Raw genomic sequence first — 21,169 nt, 5'->3', positions numbered from 1 at the left:
AGAGTATAGACAAGTTTATAAAATATAAACTTGTCTTTTATGAAGTTATTTTAGTTTGTCAAACCTAGGGTACATAAATACAGCTTTTCTAAATACCACTACTTTTTCTGGATCTTCTTGTGCATAAGCTTTTAAAGTTACTGCAATAGGAGTATCTTTTGTTGAATTTTCAACTAGAACTTTATTTGTTTCAAGTATTACAACTTTTTTTGCCATTTTACCTGGACTTAAAGTAAAAGGTTTAAATCTTTTTATTTTAATTTCATCATGGTCTAAAACCTCAAGATTGTATGTTAAAGGTTTAGATTCAGTATTTTGGAATAATAATAAGAAGTTATTAGTAACTACATTATTTTCTTTTACTTTATATAATTGAGTAGTTTTATTTACATTTAATAACATGTACTCTTTTTTACCACCCATTACAAATAATAAAGCAATAACAATTAATAAAGCAACTGCATACATAATAGTTTGTTTTCTGATGATTTTTGTTGGAATATCTCTTTTTATTGTATTTGTACTTGACCATTGAACAAGTGAAGGTTTACCAAGTTTTCCCATAACAGTAGTACATGCATCAACACATTCTAGACAGTTAATACATTCAAGTTGTGTCCCTTTTCTAATATCAATATGTGTAGGACAAACAGTAACACATGCTTCACATGTTGTACATTCATTTGTATCTACAGGTAAATCTTTTGCTTTAAAGATGATTTTTTCTTTATCATCATTATAAATATCTCCACCTCTTTTAGTTGAGTAAATAGCTTGATATGTATCTTCATCATATAAAACAGATTGAACTCTTGAGTAAGGACAGATATAAATACAGAAATCTTCTTTCAAGAAAATTCCATCATATATAATAAATGCAGCGATTCCAAGTACAAAACCAATTAAAACCATATGCTCAGTTGGGTTTTGTATATAAGCGAAGAAATCTTCTGGTGGAATAAAAAACCACATAAAGTTAGAAGCTGCTAATAATGATAAAAACGACCAAATTAACATAGCAATAACTCTTTTTGAAGCATTTTTAGGTTTTGAATAATCTGGGTCTTTTTGTTTATTCTTAATTCTTCGTAAGCCTAGTAATTTAGACTCAATTAAATCTCTGTATATAACTCTAAAAATAGTCTGTGGACATGCCCATCCACACCAAGCACGACCACCTAGTGAAGTTGCAGCAAATATTCCTAGGAATAGAAGCATTAGTAAAAATGGCATTAAGTATAATTCTTGCATATCAAATGCAGTACCTAATAAATGTAATTGTTTCTTGTCAAACGATAATAAAAAGATATGATTCCCACCAATTGTTATAAATGGTAATGCAAGTGAAATTATAGTTGCTAATGCATATCCATAATATCTTTTTATTCTGTAAGGTATTTTGTCTAAAAATTTATTTTTTTCTTTCATTAAAAAGCCTTTATTATAATTCTTTTGTAATTTTATATAAACCTAGCTTATAATAAGCATAAACTATTATAATTATAACTTATAATAGTTTGATATGTTTTTTATTATTGTCCTACAAGCCGGTTGTATTCTTCGAGTTTTTCTTTAATATTTAATTGAATATTTTTTAAATTTGTATTATTGAAATTTTCTATTTGTGGATAGCTTTTTATAATAGTTTCAAAATTTTCGATAATTTTTTCTAAGTTACTTTCTTCTATTATTGGTAAATTTATTTTAGAGATTAATTTTTCATTATAAGTTTTATCTTCTCTTTTAAATAAAACTGCTTTATTTCCACAGGCAATTGATTCTAAAGCAGTTTGTAACGATGCTGTTAAAAGATATTTACTATTTTGAATAGTTTCTACATACTCTTCTTCATCAATTATTTTAGAAAAATGATTTTTAAATATTTTTTCATTTCCTAAAAAGAAATAGTGTCCCATCAATAATTCGATATCATATTTTGTAGATGCTTCTACTAGATTTAAAAATAGATTATTATAGTCATCATCTCCAAAAAAAAGAGTCTTTTCAATAGAAGGATTTTCATTCTTGTTATAAATAGATGCATCTATAACTATATCTGATAAGTCACTATTTACTGAATATAAAAGTGTACAAAACTGTTTCATATCATTTTTCATGAACTCATTTGTTTCATCTGTATCATAAATTAAAATATCTCTTTTTTCCATAATATTATATAGGTTTCTTAGAACATCAATATTTACATACTTTTTTATTCCTAATAAATCTTTTGCAAATGCACCAGCTCTAAAATCACTTGTACATAAAATAGGATCAAATTCTTTTAATTCATTTGCAATGGCAGCACATCTTTTTGTAGCTTCTAGTCCTATTGCATGGCCACTTTTTGCATATAAATAAACTTTCACATAAATCCTTTATTTTCTTCTTAATTAGACAGAAACTTTATTTCTACCCGATTCTTTTGCTTTATACAATAAAATGTCTGCATTTTTATAAATATCATCTTCTGTTATTGTTTGTTTTGGTGATATCATTAATAATCCAGCAGAAATTGTTACTACTTTTGAAGGAAGGTTTTGTATATGAGGTATTTGTAAGTTTTGAATAGACTCTCTTATTAAATTTGCAAATGGTTCTGATTCTTCTTCTGTTTGCTCTGAAAATAAAATTCCAAACTCTTCACCACCTAATCTAAAAGCGAAATCTCCTGCTCTTTTACAAAAAGATTGTAATATTTTTGCAATTGCAAATAATACTCTATCTCCTTCTTGATGTCCATAAGTGTCATTATAAAGTTTAAAATGATCAACGTCTATCATCATAAAAGAAAGAGTTCTATTATCCCTTTTTGCCCTATTAAGTTCATTTGAAAGTACACTATTAAAATGACGTCTATTATATAGTTTTGTTAGTTCATCATGAATTGAAATTTCTTCAATTCTCTTTTTATCTGTAATATTTTGTCTAATTGATGTGTATCCAGTTTTTTTACCAGTTATAATGTCATAATTGGGATAGATTGTTGCTTCAACCCAATAATCACTTCCATCTTTTTTCTTATTTTTTAATTCACCTTTCCAAACATTGCCTTTTTCAATTGTATTCCATAAATCATCAAAAACTTCATTTGGTGTATCTTCATGTCTTACAATAGAATGTCTAAAAGAGATAAGTTCTTCTTTTTTATAACCACTAGTTTCACAAAAAGCATTAGAAGCTTCTTTAATTATTCCTTTTAAATCAGTAGTAGAATATATTATATTTTCATCCATTATTTCTATATAATGTTCTATTTTAATTTGAGCTTGCTTTAATTTTGTAATATCTGCAATATTATATAAAAGTGTTTTTCTATCTGGCATTAGTGAAATAGAGATATTAATAGAAATTATTTTATTGTTTATTTTAAAGTTTCTATTGATATTTTCTATGTAACCATTTTTTATTACTAAATTAACTATTTTTTGTGACTCTATGTTTTCATCAATTTCTTCAAGACTAGAAAAATAACTATCTTTTAATTCATCTTTTTCAAGTCCTAATATTTCACAAAAAGAGTTGTTTACTGTAATGAATTTAGTATCTAAGTTAGTAATTGCAATTCCATTTAAAGATTTATCAAAAATAGTTTCAAACTCTTTTTTTCTTTGATCTATTTCTTGCATTTTTATTTCTAAGGTATTTACTGTTTCTTCAAGAGAGTTATTAAGTTCAAATATTTTTAAATGAGTTGCTACTCTAGCTTGTAGTTCTTCTTTAGAGAAAGGTTTTGATATATAATCAACAGCGCCATTATTAAAACCTTTTTCTATACTTTTTGAATCATTTTTAGCAGTTAGAAATATAAAAGGAATATTGGAATTCTTTTTGGAATTTTTTAATTCATTTGCAACTTCATATCCACTCATTTCAGGCATATTAATATCTAGTAATATTAGATCAGGTTTTTCACTAGTTATCATTTCTAAAGCATCTTTACCACTAGTTGCAACTCGTATATCATAATATGGATGTAGAATTTCAGCAACAATATTTATATTAGTAGGTTCATCGTCAACTATAAGAACATGTTTTTTTTTCAAGATAAATCTCCAATAACTTTTTTAAGTAATATTTGTGCATTTTTATAATCAAAATTAGATAAATAGTTTTCTAATTCTTTTGCAAGTTCTTCATTTGATATTTTATTAAGTTGACTTATTATGAAGTTTCTTTTTTCACTAGAAATAAATGTTCCCTCTGCTATTTCAGAATTGAACTTTTTAAGTTCATTTAGTATCTCATTTTCCGATAAAGAATCAACGGTTTTATGCTTATCAAAATTATTAACTATTTTTTCATTTATTTCATTTATTATAAATGTTAAACTACTTTTTAGTTTATCTAAAAGTACTTTTTTGTTTTCTAAATCATCACTTGAATATAGTTTGCTACTATATTCGTAAACATCATTTAGAGATAAATTGCCACTTAAACCTTTTATACTATGAATTAAAAAATTAAATTCATCACAGTCTATACTCAGATTATTAAGTTTATTAACAATATCTTTCTTTTCTGTTGCAAAGCTTACTAACATTTTATATGCAAGTTCTTTATTATCATTTAATCTTGTAATAAGCTCTTCAATATTTATCCCTTCAATATTCTGATAATTAGACATTTCTTTTTTAATTCCTTTTTCTTCATATGAAGTTTCTAAATATTTTATAATAACTTCTTTCAATTTCTTTACATCAATGGGTTTACTTAAATGCTCATTCATTCCCGCTTGTTTAGTCTTAGCTAAGTCTTCTACTAATACAGCAGCACTTAATGCTACTATAGGAACAGTAGAAGAGATTTTTCTTATTTGCATGCTAGCTTCATAACCATCCATAATTGGCATTTGTAAATCCATGAAAATAATATCAAAATTTTCTTCTTGTACTTTTTGAACTGCTATTTTTCCGTTTATTGCAGTAATGACTTCTAATCCAAAGTTTTCTAGATTTTGTTTTGCAACAATTTGATTTATTTCATTATCTTCAACTAATAGAGCTTTTCCTTTTGCCAAAAGCTTTTTAGGAATTTCATCTTTTTTTAACTTTTGAGATGATGAATTATCATCTTCTTTTATGTGTGAAAGAGTAGTTGTAAAACTAAAAGTACTTCCTTTTCCTTCATTACTATTAACCGTGATATTCCCTTTCATTAACTTAGCTAAGTTTTGAGAAATAACAAGTCCTAATCCACTTCCTCCATATTCTCTTGTATTAGAAGTATCAATTTGAGAAAAACCTTTAAATAGTTTGTTTTGCTTATCTTTTGAAATTCCTATTCCTGAATCAATAATATCAATGGAGAGGTAACTAAAATTCATACACTTTTTTGCTTATCCCTAAGCCACCATTTCACTTTGTAACGCATTTTGTTTTTCTTCAAATTTAACAGGAGATAAATTTCCTACATAACTATGACTTCTAACTCTATTATAATAAAATTCAATATATTCAAATATCTCTTTTTTAGCTTGTTTCTTTGTATAAAAATATGTGTTATAAACTAATTCTTGTTTCAATGATTTAAAAAAACTCTCAGCAACAGAATTGTCCCAGCAATTGCCTTTTCGACTCATACTTTGTGTAATATTGTTTTTTAATAATAAATCTTTATGGCTATAAGAAGCATATTGTGAGCCTCTATCTGTGTGCCAAATGAGTCCAGAAGGTGGATTCCTATGAAGTATTGCCATACTTAATGCATCATTTACCAATGATACTTTCATCGTATCATCCATGCTCCAGCCAACTACTTTTCTTGAGTATAGGTCAATTACCGTTGCTAAATATAACCAGCCTTCACCTGTTGGAATGTAAGTAATATCCCCTACATATTTTTGATCTGGACTTGAAGCATAAAAGTCTCTATTTAAGATATTAGGTGCAATTGGCAGATTATGATTAGAATCAGTTGTATTTTTATATCTTCTTTTCATTTTAACTTTTAGATTTAAATCTTTCATGATATTTGAAATACGTCTTCTTGAAATAATTAATCCATATAATTCTTTTAGTTTATCTCTAATCCTACGAGTACCGTAGTTATTCCTACCTTGAAGAAAAATAATCTCAATTAATTCATTAAGTTTTTTATCTACTTTTTTTACAACAGACCCTGTTTTTATCCAATGGTAATAAGAAGATAAATCTACTTTAACAACTTTACACATAAGCTTAATGCTAAAACTCTTTTTATTCTCAAATATCCAAGCATACCTTATAGAGTTTCTTTTGCGAAGTATGCTGCTGCCTTTTTTAAAATGTCTCTTTCTTGTTTTAGTATTTTATTCTCACGTCTCAGTCGTTTTAGTTCTTCATTATCACTTTCTTTAGAAGAAGAATTTATATCTCGTATTGGTATATTATGAGCTTTTTTATATATAGTAACCCAATGATATAATGTCTTTGTATTTAAACCTAAATCTTTTGCTACTTTTACAACGCTTTCACCATCATTTAAAATTAATTGTACTGTGGAATCTTTGAACTCTTTACTGTATTTACTCTTTCTCATTTGTAACCTTTATTCATTTTATTTTATCTCAGAATTGTTAAATTCCGAGTATGAATTCATGTTACCACTCCAATCAAGTTTCATCGTTATAGTATTAACAAAGGTGTTGTCTTTATTTTCTTTCGTACTTGAGTCATAAAAAAGTGTCTGTGCATTTTTTATATTGCCATCATACATTTTTATATTTATAATCTCTAATGAATTACCAATTGCTGCATTTAAAAAATCTTTTGTTCTAAATACTGCATATACAAAACCTTTAATTGCTTTATATCTTTGTTCTTTAGTATTTAAATCAGTATTTTTGTAATGAGGTGTATATAGAAGAAATCCAGTTTGTACATCAGTTCCATTTTCTTGAACTAGTGTAACCTTTGTAGATAGAGCAGGTAAACCTGTTTCAATAGTTCTATTCATAGCTTCTCGTCGTTGTTCTTGAGAATACATATCGTAACCAAAGGCTCTTTTATTTCTTGAGTCAAAAGGCTCAATATAAATTATTGAAGTGTATACCTCTCTTTTACCTTTTGGATGAATATCGTAATAAGGAAATCCTTCATCTCTAATATTTTTTATATTTGTTTGTAATTCATCTTCTTTTAAAACAACACTATATCCTAAACCTTGAATACCTGGAAAATATTTTTGAATTTGTAATTTATTTACAAATATATTCCATTCTTTTCTATTAACATCATTTGAAGCTTCAAAAAAACCTTCACCACTATGAAGAATTTCTCTATAGGTATCCATTCTATTTTCAATTTGTTTAATAATATTTTTTGAGTGAAAATCAAATTGTATTTGTTCTTTTTCTAAGAAGTTTTTATATGAAAAATAACCTAAAGTTAGGCTGCTTAAAATTCCTATAACAAGTAGTAATAAATAGAATTTTTTAAATTTATAATTCATAAAATAACCTTCTAGGGTAATTTAAAGTTAAATAGTAATTATTATATCATTTTTGTTTAATAAAGAAGTTTGAGTTTTAATAAAGATACCTAAGTGGTACCTTTATTTTTTATTATTTAAGTTTATATTTAAGTGAATAATATCAATAGCAGCAGGCGTAATACCTGATATTTCGCTTGCATTAAATAGTGTAGGTGGCTTAAATTTTTCTAGTTTTTCTACAGCTTCATTTGAAAGTCCCGCAACTCCTCTAAAATCAAAGTTTTCAGGAATTTTTAGTTTTAGCATCTTTTTCATTTTATCAATTTGTTTTTGCTGCTTTAAAATATATCTATAATATTTAGCTTCAATAATAATTTGCTCTTTTAAATATGAGTCTGTATTTGCTAAACTTGGAACTAATTTATCAAACTTTTCATTATTAACTGTGTTTCTTCCTACAATATCAATTAAAAGTGCTCTATCTTTGATTTTATCTTCACCAATTTCTTCAAGTAATTCAAGGTTTTCTTTTTTTGATGTAAACCATTCATTTGACATAAACTCAACTGCATCATTTAAGACTTTTCTTTTGTTTTCAACTTTTGCGTATGTTTCATCATCGATTAGACCTAAGTCATGACCATATTTAGAAAGTCTAAGGTCTGCATTTTCTTCTCTTAAAAGAAGTCTATACTCAGCACGTGAAGTAAACATTCTATATGGTTCATTAGTACCTTTTGTAACTAAATCATCAATTAAAACTCCAATATATCCCTCATCTCGTCTTAAGATAAATGGCTCTTTTCCATCAATTGCTAAACATGCATTAATACCTGCCATTAGACCTTGTGATGCAGCTTCTTCATAACCTGTTGTTGCATTAATTTGTCCTGCATTATAAAGGTTTTTAACTTTCTTTGTTTCTAGTGTATGTTTTAATTCAGTTGGGTCTACATAATCATATTCAATTGCATATCCATATCTGATAATTTTTGCATTTTCAAGTCCTGAGATAGAATGAATCATCTCTTTTTGAACATCAATAGGAAGTGAGGTACTTAAACCATTTATATAGTATTCTGTACACATTGAAGTTTGTGGTTCTAAAAATAACTGATGTCTATCACGTTCAGAGAATCTATTTACTTTATCTTCAATACTTGGACAATATCTTGGACCACTTCCTTGAATTTGACCTGTAAAAAGTGGTGCTCTATCAAAGTTTGAAGTAATAGTGCCGTGTGTATCAAGATTTGTATATGTGATATAACAAGGGTATTGTGTTGGTTTAAACTCACTTTTATTTGTTCTAAAAGAAAATGGTGCAGGTTGTACATCTCCACCATGTGCATCCATATTTTCAAAATTTATAGAGTTTCCATCAATTCTTGCAGGTGTTCCTGTTTTAAGTCGTCCAACATTTAACCCTAGTTCTTTTAATTGTGTTGAAAGAGTTGAAGAGGGTAATTCCCAAGCTCGTCCAGCTTCGTATTGGCTTTGGCCAATATGGATTAAACCTTTCATAAAAGTTCCAGTTGTGATGATTACTTTTTTAGCTTCAAACTCTTCACCAAGTTTTGTTTTTACCCCATAAACTTCATTTTCATTTTTAACAAGTAAGTTTGATACTTCATCTTGATATATTTCTAAGTTAGGAGTATTATGACAAACTTTTCTCATATATTCTCTGTATTTATCCATATCAATTTGAGCACGGCTTCCTTGAACTGCTGCACCTTTTGAAGCATTTAAAATTCTAAATTGAATTCCAGTTGCATCTGTACAAAGACCCATTTCTCCACCAATTGCATCAAGCTCTCTTACTAAGTGACCTTTTGCAAGACCACCAACAGCTGGATTACATGAAGCTGCTCCAATTTGCTCAACTAACATAGTAATTAATAGAGTTTGTTTTCCCATTCTAGCACTTGCTAGTGATGCTTCAATACCTGCGTGGCCACCACCAACAACAATTACATCATATTTCATTTTCTTCCTTAAATCATGTATTCTTTTATATTTTATAGTATTTTATTTATGTTTGAATTTTCAAATATAGGTTTTATTAAAAAGCAAATAAAGCTTTTGGATAAGTGATAAAATTAGCTTCTTAACATATTTTCGATATTATACCTTAATTTTATCAAAAGGTTTTTTAAGTGTTTACAGGTCTTATTCGCGAGATGGCAAAAGTTGAAAGTTTTAATAATAATTACCTAACATTAAAAGCAAAATACTCACCTAAAATTGGTGATTCAATTGCAATTAATGGAGCGTGTTTAACAGTTGTAAAAATTTTAAAAGATACTTTTACAGTTGAATTATCTCCTGAATCTCAAAAGATTTTGGCAATGGAAAACTACAAAAATAAAGTTCATATTGAACCTGCTATGATGATGGGTGATAGATTTGAAGGTCATATTGTTCAAGGTCATGTTGACTGCTTAGGAACAATAAGTGCTATTAAAAATAATGGTAATTCTACAGATTTTTTTATCGACCTTCCTTGTGAATATTCAAAATATATTATTCCAAAAGGTTCAATTACAATTGATGGTGTTTCTTTAACTGTTAATGAAGTTATGGAAGATTCTTTTAGACTTACAGTAATCCCTCATACAATTGAAAATACTCTTTTCAAAGGATATAAAGTTGGAACAAAAGTAAATTTAGAAACAGATATGTTCGCAAGATATATTTTTAATATGTTCAAAAAAGATGATAAAAAAGATAAGATGACTTGGGATCAAGTAGATAAGATAATGGCTACTTATTAGTAGCTTTTGTATCTTTTTCTATAGGTTTTTCTATATCTTTTTTATTATGTGAATAGTGTTTGTATGTATAAAAGTATTTCTTTTTTAATACATTTGCATAAGGTTTAATTACAGCTGTTCTCATATCAGGAAGTGTGTTTTCTTCCACAATTCTACCTACTTTTAAACCTTCAAAAAATATATTATCCATGCCTGAAGTTATAACTTCATCACCGATTTTAATTTCAGACCAAATTGGAATATATTTAATAAGTAGATTTTTACCATCACTTGAAGAAGTGATAATTCCTGGAATCTTATCTTCTCCAATGAAAACTGCATAAGAGCACTCTTTATTACCATTTAAAAGTGCTACTGATTTCCCATTTTGATTTACTACAATTCCTGCTGCATACTCTTCTGTTATTAATCCTAAAATAGAATTATCATCTTTTTTTTGATCAAGCCATACTTTTGTAAAATCATTAAAATTTATATAAGATAATACTTTCGCCAAAGAAATATTTGGTTTTGATTCATCTGCATCCATTGTGATAACAAACTCTTTAATTGTATCAAGTTGTTTTTGTGTTGCAGTGTAAAGTATTTTATACTCTTTTAATTCATTATTTTGAATTCGAAGTTCTTCAATAGTACTTGCTTGATTAAAGTATTTTTCAACTGTTGTTGATATGCCTATTACTTTATTTATATAAGAAAGTTTAAGGTCATTAAAAAATGTGAATTTTTTAATAATTAGATTGTCAATCTCAAAGAGATATAACAAACTAATTATAAGAAAAAGGATAATAAATAAGAATTTACGCATTAGTTATTAGTTTAAGTAAAGCATCCTCATCTAATACATTGCTTGTACCATAAGCAACTGCTAATAATGGATCTTCTGCAACTTTTACAGGAAGTTTAATAATATCAGCAAGATATACATCAATACCTCTAATTAAAGCACCACCACCTGTAAGGATTACTCCATTATCAACAACATCACCTGCTAAATCAGGTGGCATCTCTTCTAATACTGAACGAACAGCAGAAACAATTTCTTTAAGAGGTTCTTTAATTGCAGACCTAACACCTTCACTTCCAAGTTCAACAGTTGAAAGTAAGCCAGAATTATCTCTACCTTTTACTTTAATTTTTAATTCAGTATCAAGTTTTACAGCAGTTCCAATTTCAATTTTGATATTTTCAGCTGTTCTCTCCCCAATATAAAGATTAAAGTTTTGTCTTACATGTTCGATAATTGACTTATCAAATTTATCACCAGCAACTTTAATAGACTTTGATAATACAAGCCCACCAAGTGAAGTTACACCAATTTCAGTTGTACCTCCACCAATATCAACAACTACATAACCAGAAGGATCTGATACAGGAATTCCTGCACCAATTGCAGCTGCCATTGGTTCTTCTACTAAGAATACTTCTCTTGCACCTGCACTCATAGCTGATTCTTCAACTGCTTTTCTTTCAACTTGAGTAATTCCATAAGGGATACAAATGATGATTCTTGGACGAATAAATGATTTTCTTGAATGTGCTTTTTCAATGAAATATCTAATCATTCTTTCAGTCATTTCAAAATCAGCAATAACACCATCTTGCATAGGACGAACTGCTTGAATATTCAAAGGAGTTTTTCCAATCATTTGTTTAGCTTCTTGTCCAACTGCTAAAATTTTATCACGACCATATTTATCATTTTGTACAGCAACAACAGAAGGTTCATTTATAATGATACCTTTTCCTTTTACTGAAACAATTGTATTTGCAGTCCCTAAGTCAATAGCCATATCACTTGAAAATAGACCAATTAATTTATCTAAAAACACATATCATCCTTTTTATGCAACTTTTGGTTCTTTTGTTTTAAGAACCACATCTTTCGTAATTGTAATAGTTTTATTTTTATAATTTGGAAGATCAAACATAATATCAAGCATGATGTCTTCTAAAATAGAACGTAATCCTCTTGCACCTGTTTTTCTTTCAATTGCAAGTCTTGCAAGTTCCTTTAAAGCTGCTTTTTCAAATTTTAAAGTTACATCATCCATTTCGAATAATTTAATATATTGTTTGATTAATGCATTTTTAGGTTCAGTTAAAATATGAACCATATCATCTTCTGTAATTTCATTTAAAGTTGCTATCATATGAAGTCGACCAATTAATTCTGGAATTAAACCATATTTAACTAAATCATCAGCTTCTACTTTTGAAACAATATCTTTATCTTTTTTCTTACTTTTTGCTTCATGGTTAAAACCAAGTACATTTGCACCTTCTTTTTTCTTGATTATATCTTCAAGACCGTCAAATGCTCCCCCACAAACAAATAAAATATTTGTAGTATCAACTTGTAATGCTTCTTGACCTGGGTGTTTTCTTCCACCTTTTGCAGGAACATTAATTGTTGCACCTTCAACTATTTTAAGTAAGGCTTGCTGTACTCCTTCACCTGAAACATCTCTAGTGATTGATCTATTTTCACTCATTCTTGCTACTTTATCAACTTCATCAATAAAGATAATACCTCTTTGAGCTTTTTCAATATCTCCACCTGCTGCTTGAACAAGTCTTGTTACAACATTTTCAACATCATCACCAACGTATCCTGCTTCTGTTAAAGAAGTTGCATCAGCAATTGCTAAAGGAACATCAAGATATTTAGAAATTGTTTGAGCTAATAAAGTTTTACCTGAACCTGTTGGTCCAATTAATAAAACATTCGATTTATTTAACTCCGTATCATCATCAATTTCATGATGTCTAAAAATTCTTTTATAGTGGTTATAAACTGCAACTGATAAAACTTTTTTAGCTGTATCTTGACCAATTACATACTCATCTAAAATTGCTTTTAATTGTGCAGGTGTTCTTAAAAGTGCTTCTTTACTTGGAAGCTCATCTTTTTTTTCAATATTTTCTTGTGCTGGAACACTTCCACTCATAATATCATTTGCTGCTGTTACACAAGCTTTACAAATACAAGCGTTATCACCTGCTATTACTGGATTATCTTTAGAGTCTGTTGTTCCACAAAAGTCACATATAATTTTACTCATTGTCTGCCTATTTCTTATTTTCTATTGTAAGGAATACCACGTTTTGTATTTACTACAAAACTTGCTAATTCTTTTACATGTTCATTTTCACTTGTTTCAAGTAGTTCTTTTGCAACATCTGCTAGAGGATTACCTGCTTCAAATAGTGCTTTGTAAGCACTTTTGATTGCATTAATATCAGATCTATCTTTAAATCTTCTTCTTAATCCATTTAAGTTAAGACCTCTTAATACTGCTTTATTACCTTCAACTAAACAATATGGAGGAATATCTTGAGCAACTGCTGAAGCACCTCCAACCATTACATGTGTTCCTATTTTACAAAATTGATGAATTGGTGTTAATCCACCAACTACTACAAAGTCATCAACTTCAACATGACCTGCAAGCGTTGCACCATTTGCAAATACACAGTTATTCCCAATAATTACATCATGTGCAACATGAGTGTAACCCATAAATAAGTTGTTGTCACCAATTTTAGTAATTGATCCACCACCTATTGTTCCTGGATTAAATAGTGTAAATTCTCTAATTTTATTGTTATTTCCAATAATTAGTTCTACATCTTCACCATTAAATTTTAAATCTTGAGGTATTGTTCCAATTGCTGCATGTGAGAAAATATGATTATTTTCTCCAATTGTTGTTTTTCCTTCAATTACTGTATGAGAATCAACAATCGTTCCATCACCAATTTTTACATCTTTTCCAATAATTGTATAAGCACCAATAGTGATATTATCACCTAAAGTTGCTCCTTGCTCAATTATTGCAGTTTTATGAATAGTATTCATGATAGGTCTTATTTATCTACTATCATTGCTTTAAATTCAGCTTCAGCAGTTAGCTTACCATCAACATAGGCTTTTCCACTTAACATCATTAAAGTACTTTTCATTTTGATTACTTCAAGTTCGTAATCTAATCTATCACCTGGTTTAACAGGATTTCTAAATTTTGCTTTATCAATACTCATGAAGTAAATTACTTTATTTTTCATTTCTTCTTCGCTTAAATCAGAGCTTTTTAAAGCTAAGATTCCACCAGCTTGAGCCATACCTTCTAAGATTAATACACCAGGGTAAATTGGATGACCTGGGAAGTGACCTTGAAATGCTGGTTCTGAAATAGAAATATTTTTAAAACCTTTGATTGATTTTTTTAATTCCATATCTGTGATTCTATCCACAAGTAGTAGTGGATATCTGTGAGGAAGTATTTCTTGAATTTGTGTAATATCGAACATTTATTATCCTAAATTTTTTATTAATGGTAGATATTATATCTAAAAAAAAATTAGTTTTGAATTATGCTTGCAACATTTTTGGAACTTCCATTTTGTAAGTATTCTCGCAATATTTGAGAGTTTTCAAAAAATAATTTTTTATCCATAGTATTATAGTCATGTAAAAGATTTTCTACACTTACGTTTTCTTGTAAGAATTCTTTATGAATTTCTTCTTTTCCCATTTTTTCAAAGAAAATATTCGCTAATCCTACATGAGAAAGTTTAACAAATCGTGAACCAATAAAATAGTCAATTTTCTTTGCAATATAAGAAAGTGTGAAAGGAGTTCCAATTAAAGCTGCTTCAAGTGTTGCTGTTCCTGAACAAATAAAACCATACTCAGCTTCTTGAAGTGTTTCATGCGCTTTAGTTGAGATTGTAAAATCACTTATATCTCCATAAGTTTTTGTAATATATTCTTTGTCAAATTTTTGGGGAATAATTAAGATATGTTCTTTATTTGGAATTTTTTTAGCAAGTTCTCTAAAAATTGGCATATGATTTTTTATTTCAGTTTTTCTACTTCCTGGCATGAAAGCAATTTTTCCACTTTTTGTTAGTTCTTTTTTAAAGTTATGAATTTCATCAAGCAAAGGATGACCTACATAAGTAATTTTTTCTTTATCATTATAAATTGAACTTTCAAAAGGAATAATTGAACAAAGTTTAGAACAATATTCTTCTAGTTTTTTAACTCTTCCTTGCTTCCAAGCCCAAGCTTGAGGTAGAATATAATAAATTATTTCTTTATTTGGATAAGTTGCTTTTAGTTTTTTTGCAAGAGGTAAATTAAAGCCTGATGAATCCATTAATAAAACTTTATCACAATCACTTGCTAGTTCTACTAATTCATCTCGAAGTTTAAAGAAAAATCTTAGTTTTTTTAATGCATCAACTATTCCCATAATAGCAAGTGCTGTTAAATCATATAAAGGATTTCCAAGTTCTTTATCAAAAACACCTACCATTTCAATATCATCATTAAAATGTTTTTTTAACTCTTTTAAATGAATATTAGAAGATGTCTCCATTGCACAAACTAAAAGTTTCATACGATTTCCTCTCTTACGTCATCGTAAGTTTCAGCATTTAGTTCAATCTCATATTTTGCGTCTATAATTTCATCTAAAACTATGATGGAACTTAGATTAAAAGCACTTTTTAAAATCTTTGAACGCACTTGTAATTCTTCATCAAATGATGGAGGTAGGTACATTAATTCTTTTACATTTTTATAGCTACTATTTGCAAGTGCATTAAACTTTTCAAGAGAAATAATTTTTAATTCATCTCTATTTAAATAGTTTATTCCATCTTTTTCATACTCAATTCTTCCATTTGTTTTGTTTCTATTTATCATTGAGTATGGTAAAATATACGATGGAACAGTTTGTTTAGCTACTTTAACTCGGGCACTTAAAAGTCTATAGTTTAAAAATCTATGTTTAACTATTTTGTACTTTTCACCACTTGTTTCAAGAGTATTTCTCTTTTTATAAAGTTCTAATCGCTCTTCAATTGATTCAGGTAATATTTGATTTGAAATTGGATTAAACATTTCATCCATTATTTTATCTTGTGCTTCTCTTTGTGCTGATAAACCAAATAAACAACCACAATAGTTTTGTCTATACAAAGAGTTTTCTTTTACCTTTTTACCTTGAATTTCTGCACCATTACCAGCTTTATAATCTCTGTAAATAAACTCAATTCCATGAAGTTTTTCTAAGTTATGACCTATAATATCAAGCTTTTCTTGAGATTTTTTAGGAGAGATTAGAAGAGTTGTAGTAAATTTATCGTGACCTAACTCTTTTGCTTTAGCAACTGTATTATCAAGTCTATCATCATAACAAACTGTACATCTATCACCTTTTTCAGGAAGATGCTCCATACCTTTTACTTTTTTAAGCCACTCTTCTAGATTATAAGGACCTTCAATAAGCTCAATACCAAGCTTTTGGCATGAGTACTCTACATCTAAGTATCTTAAACGATACTCGCTATAAGGATGAATATTAGGGTCATAAAAAAAACCTACTAGAGTTTCATCTGGATACTCTTCTTGAACTCTTTCTAAAAAATAGTGACTATCGACTGCACAACAAATATGAACTAACAAAAAACGACCTTTGTTTTATAATTTATTGATATTATAGTTAAATATTTTAAAACAAAGGTTTATATATTTATAGATTTTTCTTTTAAGCTCTTAATCTATTAAATTCTTATTGTACATAGTCATCGTTATTCTAATATAAAGATATTTGTTTATTCCCATGTATTTGAGGAACTTGTTTATATCCAATTCCCTTCATTAAAGAAGTTCTTTTAACCTTGTTTTTTATAGTTGCATAAACCTTCTCTAAATCTATTTCACCTTGAGCAAGTTCTTTAATCAAGTAGTATGAGAAGAGTCTTTGCTGTTCATCTTTATAATCATTTGCAAAGTCATTCGCTCCACCAGCAGTGATAATAGTTAATTTCTGATTTATAGAGTTTTCTTTATTTCTTTTTAGAATAGGTGCAACTCCTTTATAAAGTAATTCACCTTTATCATCTTTTCCACTAAAACAACTATCCATAAAAACAAATACGTTTTTAGCATTTGATTTAGATAACTTTGAATAGATTTTATTTAATTGTAAATTAGGTTCTAAATGAATACTATCTGCACTCATATCATTTGGTAAAACATATGTATTACCATCTTTTCCAGGAACACCATGCCCTGCAAAATAGATATATAAATTACCATTTGAATCTGCTAATTCTTTGATTAACTCTATTTTTGATTTTAATTGTCCTGATGTCGCTTCATCATTTAGTAAAGTTATTACATTTTCTTTAGGAACACCAAAAGTTTGCGTTGCTAAATCTTGAAATGCTAAGGCTGATAAATCTGCAAATTCAACTGAAGTATTTTGTTTATAGTCATTAATTCCAATAACTAAAGCAAAAGAATCATAGCTTTTTTTAGATCTATTTTTAAATGTATATTTAGATTTTATAGATGCATTATATTGTTCTTTTATTAAATCATTTTGGTTTATATTTGTATACTGTTTTGTGTTATTAGATTTAATATTATTTAATGTTTCCATAAGTAATTTATCTCTTTCTTCTGTCTTTAACTTATCTTGATATTGATAGAGGGTTAATCCTAGCTTCTTAGATTCTTCTCTATATATTTCTAGTTCATCAAGAGTTATATTAAGTTTTTTTGCTTCATTTTCATTATATTTTTTAGCATGTTTTTTTAAATATGCATTTTTTTGTTCTAGTGTCATAGCTTGTTCTGAACAATTTGACATAAATAAAGCAATTAGAATTATAAGTAGAATATTTTTAATTTTTTTCATAGGTAATCTTTTTTGTTCCTTTGTTCTTAATATATAATTAAATTTTCTTTTCCCTCATATTGAGGTATTTGTTTGTAACTTAGTCCAAGTCTAAGAGACTTTCTTTTAACATTTATTTTTATATAGTTTGATAATTCACTAGAGTTACTTTTACCTTCTAACATCCCTTTCATCAAGTAATAACTAAACAATCTTTGCTCTTCATCAACATATTGATTTGCAAAATCAGAAGATGAACCAGCACTAAAAACTGATAGTTTGTTTTTATCAATAATATTCTTCTTTGTTTTAAGAATAGGAGCAACACCTTTATAAAGTAAACTACCAGAATCGTCTTTTCCACTAAAACAACTATCCATAAATACTAAAACTTCTTTCGCAGGTGATGAAACAAATGTTTTATAAATATTTTTAATTGAAAGTTGACTTTCAAGTTCTATATTATCAGCTTTCATATCTGAGGGTAAGATGTATGTTTCACCAGATTTTCCTGGTACACCATGCCCTGCATAGAAGAAGTATAATTTATTCCCCTCTTCAACTAATTGACTAATTAATTGAATGTTACTTTTAATCTGTCCACTTGTAGCTCTTTCATTGGTAAGCATAATAATGTTTTCTTTAGGAATCCCAAGAACATTTTGGGATAGAAGGGCGAAAGATTTAGCTGAATTATCTGCATATTCAACTGCTGTTTCATTTAAATATTTATTTACTCCAATTATTAATGCAAAAGAATTATAGTTAGGAGTTGTAGCTTTTTTAGCTAAAAGTTTATCAATACCTGTTTGTTTACCAGATACTCCACTTTTTATTAATTTTTGTATATTTTTATTGTTATGATTAGTAGCCATATCAAGTGCATTAAAACCTTTGTTATTAATTGGTTTGGTATCTGCTCCTAATTCAATTAGTTTTTTTGTCATGTAATATCTATTATTATTTACGGCATACATTAGACATGAATCGCCATTATGATCTTTCATATTTACATCTGGACTCTGTGTTAATATATAATTAAAAAGTTCTTCATTGTTGTATTTAGATGCAAGCATTAATGCTGTTTGCTTCCATCTATTTTGTGTATTTACATCTATTTTTAAACTTTTTATAAAATTAAACCATGTTTTTTTCTTTTCTCTAATTATAAATGTTAAGAGTGTTTCTTTATTGTAAAATATTGGAGTGTTTATATCAAATCCATACTTGATTAACCTTTTTATAAAGCCTTCTTTAGTTTTATTTATATCTTTATAGAATAAATTACTAAATATAGTTGTACCTGATTCTTCTTTTAGATTCGGATTGAATCCTTCTTTAAAAAAAAGATTTTGAATTCTCTCTATATTCTGGCTACTCTTTACAGAATTTTTATCATTATTACTAGGAGATATAGGAAATTTTGTTAAAGCATATGCCTTTATATCTAAATTCTTTGAATTTTTAATTAACAATTCTAATATATCTAGATCATGCCAATATTCATCAGTATTATAGCTTCCAAGGTAAGAACCATTTTGTGTATATTCTTCTCTTTGTATTGAGTCTTCTTGATAGACATATTCAGAATAGTCACTTAAGATACTTGCATATGTGATTTGGTCCTCTTTAACTTTATCAATATCTAATCCTTTTTCAATTAGATATCTAAATAATCTATATCGAATTTTCTTATTCTCCATATATTTAATTCTATGTAGTATTGTTTCGTGACCATCTTTCTCATGGTTATTAATATCAGCACCATTTTCTACGATAAAATGTACAACTTTTTCAAAAAAAACATCATCACGAAAATTACGATGAAAGCGAGCAATTTCATAAAGAATGGGTTCCCCATTAAAATCAAAATTACATCCTTTGGTTTTATATTCTTTTAAGACTTTGAATACTTTTTTCCCCTCATCTGTATAATTATCAAGTTTTTTAAGTAAATTGTTACATGTATTGTTTGCATATAAACTAAATGTAATCAAAAGCAGTAGTAAATGTTTCATTATTATTCTCCTAAGAAATAAATTATAGTTATTTTTAAATTAAATGTATATATAATGATTAAAATTTTAATTTAGGAATATAATGAAATATTTAATTATTTTAATTTCAATTATTTTATACCTTGATGCAAAACAGTTAAATGACCTTGAAGTTGAAGCATCAAGTGCTATTCTAAATTCAACAGCAGAAGAAGCAAAGAATTTAGCATTAAGAAGAGCTAGGTCTTTGCTAATTGAACAAGCAAATGGTACTAGTATAAGTTCCAATACTTTAGTAAAAGATGGAAGTTTAGCAGCTGAGTTTATAAAGAGTTATTCTAGTGGTATTATTTTAAATGAAAAGATAGAATGGTTACCTCTTACTCAATATCAAAAAGACAAAAATACTGCACCTATTCCTGAATATAATGTAAAAATTAAAGCTGATGTATTAATAAAAGAAAAGGAAACAGATCTAGTATTAAAAACTACTATAAATAAGAATATATATAATAATAATGAAAAAATGGCTATTCAAACGCTAGCATCTGAAAACTCAGATATTGCCATATTCTTTTTAGGATATGATGATAAAATTTATAAACTACTTCCAGATTTAAATCAAAAAGTAAGTATAACTAAAAATAAAAAGATAGAATTTCCACGAGAGAATAAAGATAAATTTGAATTAGAAGTTGTAGTTCCGGATAATCTTAAAAAAGTAACAGAAGCTCTTTGGATAATTGCTGCGAAGTCAAAAGATAATATTTCTTTTAATATACATTTTGACAAAGATGTTTACTCTTTAAATGAGTTTTTTTCTATTTATTCTAAATTTTCTCAAAAATGTGTAGAAAAAATTATTCCATATCATGTACATAAATAAAAAGGATTAAACATTCAAAATCTTATACTTTCAATTATCACAATATTTATTTTTACAGCATGTATTAGCAAAAAACCAACTCTAAGTTCAAGTGCCACGATACTAATAAAAACACCTCAAATGAAGTTTTATGATAAAGGTTTTATTTATAATTATGATGACTATACACAAGTTCAAATATTTTCTGCTGGTACTGTTGTACTTGATATGAAAATCTATGAAGATAGAGTTTGCAAAAGCACTTTTGAATGTCAAGATTTAAAAACATTTAATAAAGAGAATTTAAGTAGCTCTTATTCTGATGATTTTATAAAAGAATTATTTCAAAGAAATGAAAAACAAATAGTTCATAGAGATAAAAAGAATAATATTTTAATTAAAATAAAAAGAGATTAAAGA

At 27.5% G+C, this 21,169-nt stretch carries 20 protein-coding genes; 3 read left to right on the top strand and 17 right to left on the bottom strand.

Translation table 11 applies throughout. The annotated features are described in order from the left end of the window. Positions 1 to 45: 45 nt before the first annotated feature. The 8 genes from ccoG to mnmG all read right to left on the bottom strand — a co-directional run bounded on the left by ccoG (position 46) and on the right by mnmG (position 9,402). Positions 46 to 1,428, bottom strand: a complete 1,383-nt coding sequence (gene ccoG / locus LPB137_RS13590; RefSeq protein ID WP_076088989.1) for a cytochrome c oxidase accessory protein CcoG — start codon at positions 1,426 to 1,428, stop codon at positions 46 to 48. 104 nt (positions 1,429 to 1,532) lie between these two features. Continuing rightward, the gene (locus LPB137_RS13585; protein ID WP_076088987.1) at positions 1,533 to 2,369 is read right to left on the bottom strand and encodes a hypothetical protein; all 837 of its coding nucleotides are present in this window, start codon (positions 2,367 to 2,369) and stop codon (positions 1,533 to 1,535) included. Positions 2,370 to 2,393: 24 nt separating this feature from the next. Continuing rightward, the gene (locus LPB137_RS13580) at positions 2,394 to 4,046 is read right to left on the bottom strand and encodes a GGDEF domain-containing response regulator (RefSeq protein ID WP_076088985.1); all 1,653 of its coding nucleotides are present in this window, start codon (positions 4,044 to 4,046) and stop codon (positions 2,394 to 2,396) included. Continuing rightward, positions 4,043 to 5,326 (bottom strand): response regulator, encoded by a 1,284-nt coding sequence (locus LPB137_RS13575; RefSeq protein ID WP_076088983.1) that lies wholly within the window; start codon positions 5,324 to 5,326, stop codon positions 4,043 to 4,045. Before LPB137_RS13575 ends, LPB137_RS13580 begins: the two co-directional genes overlap by 4 nt. An 18-nt stretch (positions 5,327 to 5,344) precedes the next feature. After that, the gene (locus LPB137_RS13570; RefSeq protein WP_237671630.1) at positions 5,345 to 6,226 is read right to left on the bottom strand and encodes an IS3 family transposase; all 882 of its coding nucleotides are present in this window, start codon (positions 6,224 to 6,226) and stop codon (positions 5,345 to 5,347) included. Continuing rightward, entirely contained in the window at positions 6,223 to 6,519 is a 297-nt protein-coding gene (locus tag LPB137_RS13565; protein ID WP_076083151.1) for a transposase, read from the bottom strand. The genes LPB137_RS13570 and LPB137_RS13565 overlap by 4 nt, the downstream gene beginning before the upstream one ends. 18 nt (positions 6,520 to 6,537) lie before the next feature. Next, positions 6,538 to 7,431 carry a CHASE domain-containing protein gene (locus LPB137_RS13560; RefSeq protein ID WP_076088981.1) on the bottom strand — a complete coding sequence of 298 codons (894 nt, stop codon included), beginning with the start codon at positions 7,429 to 7,431 and terminating at the stop codon, positions 6,538 to 6,540. A gap of 102 nt (positions 7,432 to 7,533) precedes the next feature. Then, positions 7,534 to 9,402, bottom strand: a complete 1,869-nt coding sequence (gene mnmG / locus LPB137_RS13555) for a tRNA uridine-5-carboxymethylaminomethyl(34) synthesis enzyme MnmG (RefSeq protein ID WP_076088979.1) — start codon at positions 9,400 to 9,402, stop codon at positions 7,534 to 7,536. 170 nt (positions 9,403 to 9,572) lie between these two features. Here mnmG and ribE point away from each other — a divergent pair, with 170 nt between their 5' ends. Next, positions 9,573 to 10,190 (top strand): riboflavin synthase, encoded by a 618-nt coding sequence (ribE, locus tag LPB137_RS13550; protein WP_076088977.1) that lies wholly within the window; start codon positions 9,573 to 9,575, stop codon positions 10,188 to 10,190. Here ribE and mreC read toward each other — a convergent pair. The 9 genes from mreC to LPB137_RS13505 form a co-directional block, all read right to left on the bottom strand. Further along, a complete protein-coding gene (gene mreC / locus LPB137_RS13545; RefSeq protein ID WP_237671623.1) occupies positions 10,180 to 10,956 on the bottom strand; it encodes a rod shape-determining protein MreC in 777 nt (258 codons plus the stop codon). The genes ribE and mreC overlap by 11 nt on opposite strands. Positions 10,957 to 10,990: 34 nt before the next feature. Then, positions 10,991 to 12,022 (bottom strand): rod shape-determining protein, encoded by a 1,032-nt coding sequence (locus LPB137_RS13540; RefSeq protein ID WP_076088973.1) that lies wholly within the window; start codon positions 12,020 to 12,022, stop codon positions 10,991 to 10,993. A gap of 12 nt (positions 12,023 to 12,034) precedes the next feature. Beyond that, positions 12,035 to 13,255: an ATP-dependent Clp protease ATP-binding subunit ClpX gene (clpX, locus tag LPB137_RS13535; RefSeq protein ID WP_076088971.1), complete on the bottom strand. Its 1,221-nt coding sequence runs from the start codon at positions 13,253 to 13,255 to the stop codon at positions 12,035 to 12,037. 14 nt (positions 13,256 to 13,269) lie between these two features. Further along, complete coding sequence (gene lpxA, locus LPB137_RS13530; protein WP_076088969.1) at positions 13,270 to 14,052, bottom strand: acyl-ACP--UDP-N-acetylglucosamine O-acyltransferase; 783 nt, start codon at positions 14,050 to 14,052, stop codon at positions 13,270 to 13,272. 8 nt (positions 14,053 to 14,060) lie between these two features. Then, positions 14,061 to 14,504, bottom strand: a complete 444-nt coding sequence (gene fabZ / locus LPB137_RS13525) for a 3-hydroxyacyl-ACP dehydratase FabZ (protein ID WP_076088967.1) — start codon at positions 14,502 to 14,504, stop codon at positions 14,061 to 14,063. Positions 14,505 to 14,554: 50 nt separating this feature from the next. Then, entirely contained in the window at positions 14,555 to 15,598 is a 1,044-nt protein-coding gene (lpxB, locus tag LPB137_RS13520; RefSeq protein WP_076088965.1) for a lipid-A-disaccharide synthase, read from the bottom strand. Then, entirely contained in the window at positions 15,595 to 16,668 is a 1,074-nt protein-coding gene (locus tag LPB137_RS13515; RefSeq protein WP_076088963.1) for an epoxyqueuosine reductase QueH, read from the bottom strand. The genes lpxB and LPB137_RS13515 overlap by 4 nt, the downstream gene beginning before the upstream one ends. Positions 16,669 to 16,798: 130 nt before the next feature. Further along, positions 16,799 to 17,908, bottom strand: coding sequence for a caspase family protein (locus LPB137_RS13510; protein WP_076088961.1), 1,110 nt, complete (start codon positions 17,906 to 17,908; stop codon positions 16,799 to 16,801). Positions 17,909 to 17,934: 26 nt separating this feature from the next. Beyond that, positions 17,935 to 19,905: an ankyrin repeat domain-containing protein gene (locus LPB137_RS13505; protein WP_076088959.1), complete on the bottom strand. Its 1,971-nt coding sequence runs from the start codon at positions 19,903 to 19,905 to the stop codon at positions 17,935 to 17,937. A gap of 82 nt (positions 19,906 to 19,987) precedes the next feature. On the opposite strand from LPB137_RS13505, the gene LPB137_RS13500 reads away from it, so the two are divergent. Together LPB137_RS13500 and LPB137_RS13495 are read left to right on the top strand one after the other, a co-directional pair. Continuing rightward, the gene (locus LPB137_RS13500) at positions 19,988 to 20,770 is read left to right on the top strand and encodes a hypothetical protein (RefSeq protein WP_076088957.1); all 783 of its coding nucleotides are present in this window, start codon (positions 19,988 to 19,990) and stop codon (positions 20,768 to 20,770) included. A gap of 120 nt (positions 20,771 to 20,890) precedes the next feature. Further along, entirely contained in the window at positions 20,891 to 21,166 is a 276-nt protein-coding gene (locus tag LPB137_RS13495) for a hypothetical protein (protein WP_076088955.1), read from the top strand. Positions 21,167 to 21,169 lie beyond the last annotated feature (3 nt).

Source organism: Poseidonibacter parvus (assembly GCF_001956695.1).
GTDB lineage: Bacteria > Campylobacterota > Campylobacteria > Campylobacterales > Arcobacteraceae > Poseidonibacter > Poseidonibacter parvus.
Note: the sequence above shows the minus strand (reverse complement) of the source record. Positions and strands in the feature narration are given on the sequence as shown.

Excerpts from the sequence above, each read along its gene's own strand:
- lpxB (WP_076088965.1), bottom strand. The coding sequence starts at position 15,598 with ATGAAACTTTTAGTTTGTGCAATGGAGACATCTTCTAATATTCATTTA.
- ccoG (WP_076088989.1), bottom strand. The coding sequence starts at position 1,428 with ATGAAAGAAAAAAATAAATTTTTAGACAAAATACCTTACAGAATAAAA.
- LPB137_RS13560 (WP_076088981.1), bottom strand. The coding sequence starts at position 7,431 with ATGAATTATAAATTTAAAAAATTCTATTTATTACTACTTGTTATAGGA.
- clpX (WP_076088971.1), bottom strand. The coding sequence starts at position 13,255 with ATGAGTAAAATTATATGTGACTTTTGTGGAACAACAGACTCTAAAGAT.
- LPB137_RS13505 (WP_076088959.1), bottom strand. The coding sequence starts at position 19,905 with ATGAAACATTTACTACTGCTTTTGATTACATTTAGTTTATATGCAAAC.
- LPB137_RS13565 (WP_076083151.1), bottom strand. The coding sequence starts at position 6,519 with ATGAGAAAGAGTAAATACAGTAAAGAGTTCAAAGATTCCACAGTACAA.
- LPB137_RS13495 (WP_076088955.1), top strand. The coding sequence starts at position 20,891 with ATGAAGTTTTATGATAAAGGTTTTATTTATAATTATGATGACTATACA.
- lpxA (WP_076088969.1), bottom strand. The coding sequence starts at position 14,052 with ATGAATACTATTCATAAAACTGCAATAATTGAGCAAGGAGCAACTTTA.
- fabZ (WP_076088967.1), bottom strand. The coding sequence starts at position 14,504 with ATGTTCGATATTACACAAATTCAAGAAATACTTCCTCACAGATATCCA.
- mnmG (WP_076088979.1), bottom strand. The coding sequence starts at position 9,402 with ATGAAATATGATGTAATTGTTGTTGGTGGTGGCCACGCAGGTATTGAA.
- LPB137_RS13500 (WP_076088957.1), top strand. The coding sequence starts at position 19,988 with ATGAAATATTTAATTATTTTAATTTCAATTATTTTATACCTTGATGCA.
- LPB137_RS13575 (WP_076088983.1), bottom strand. The coding sequence starts at position 5,326 with ATGAATTTTAGTTACCTCTCCATTGATATTATTGATTCAGGAATAGGA.
- LPB137_RS13510 (WP_076088961.1), bottom strand. The coding sequence starts at position 17,908 with ATGAAAAAAATTAAAAATATTCTACTTATAATTCTAATTGCTTTATTT.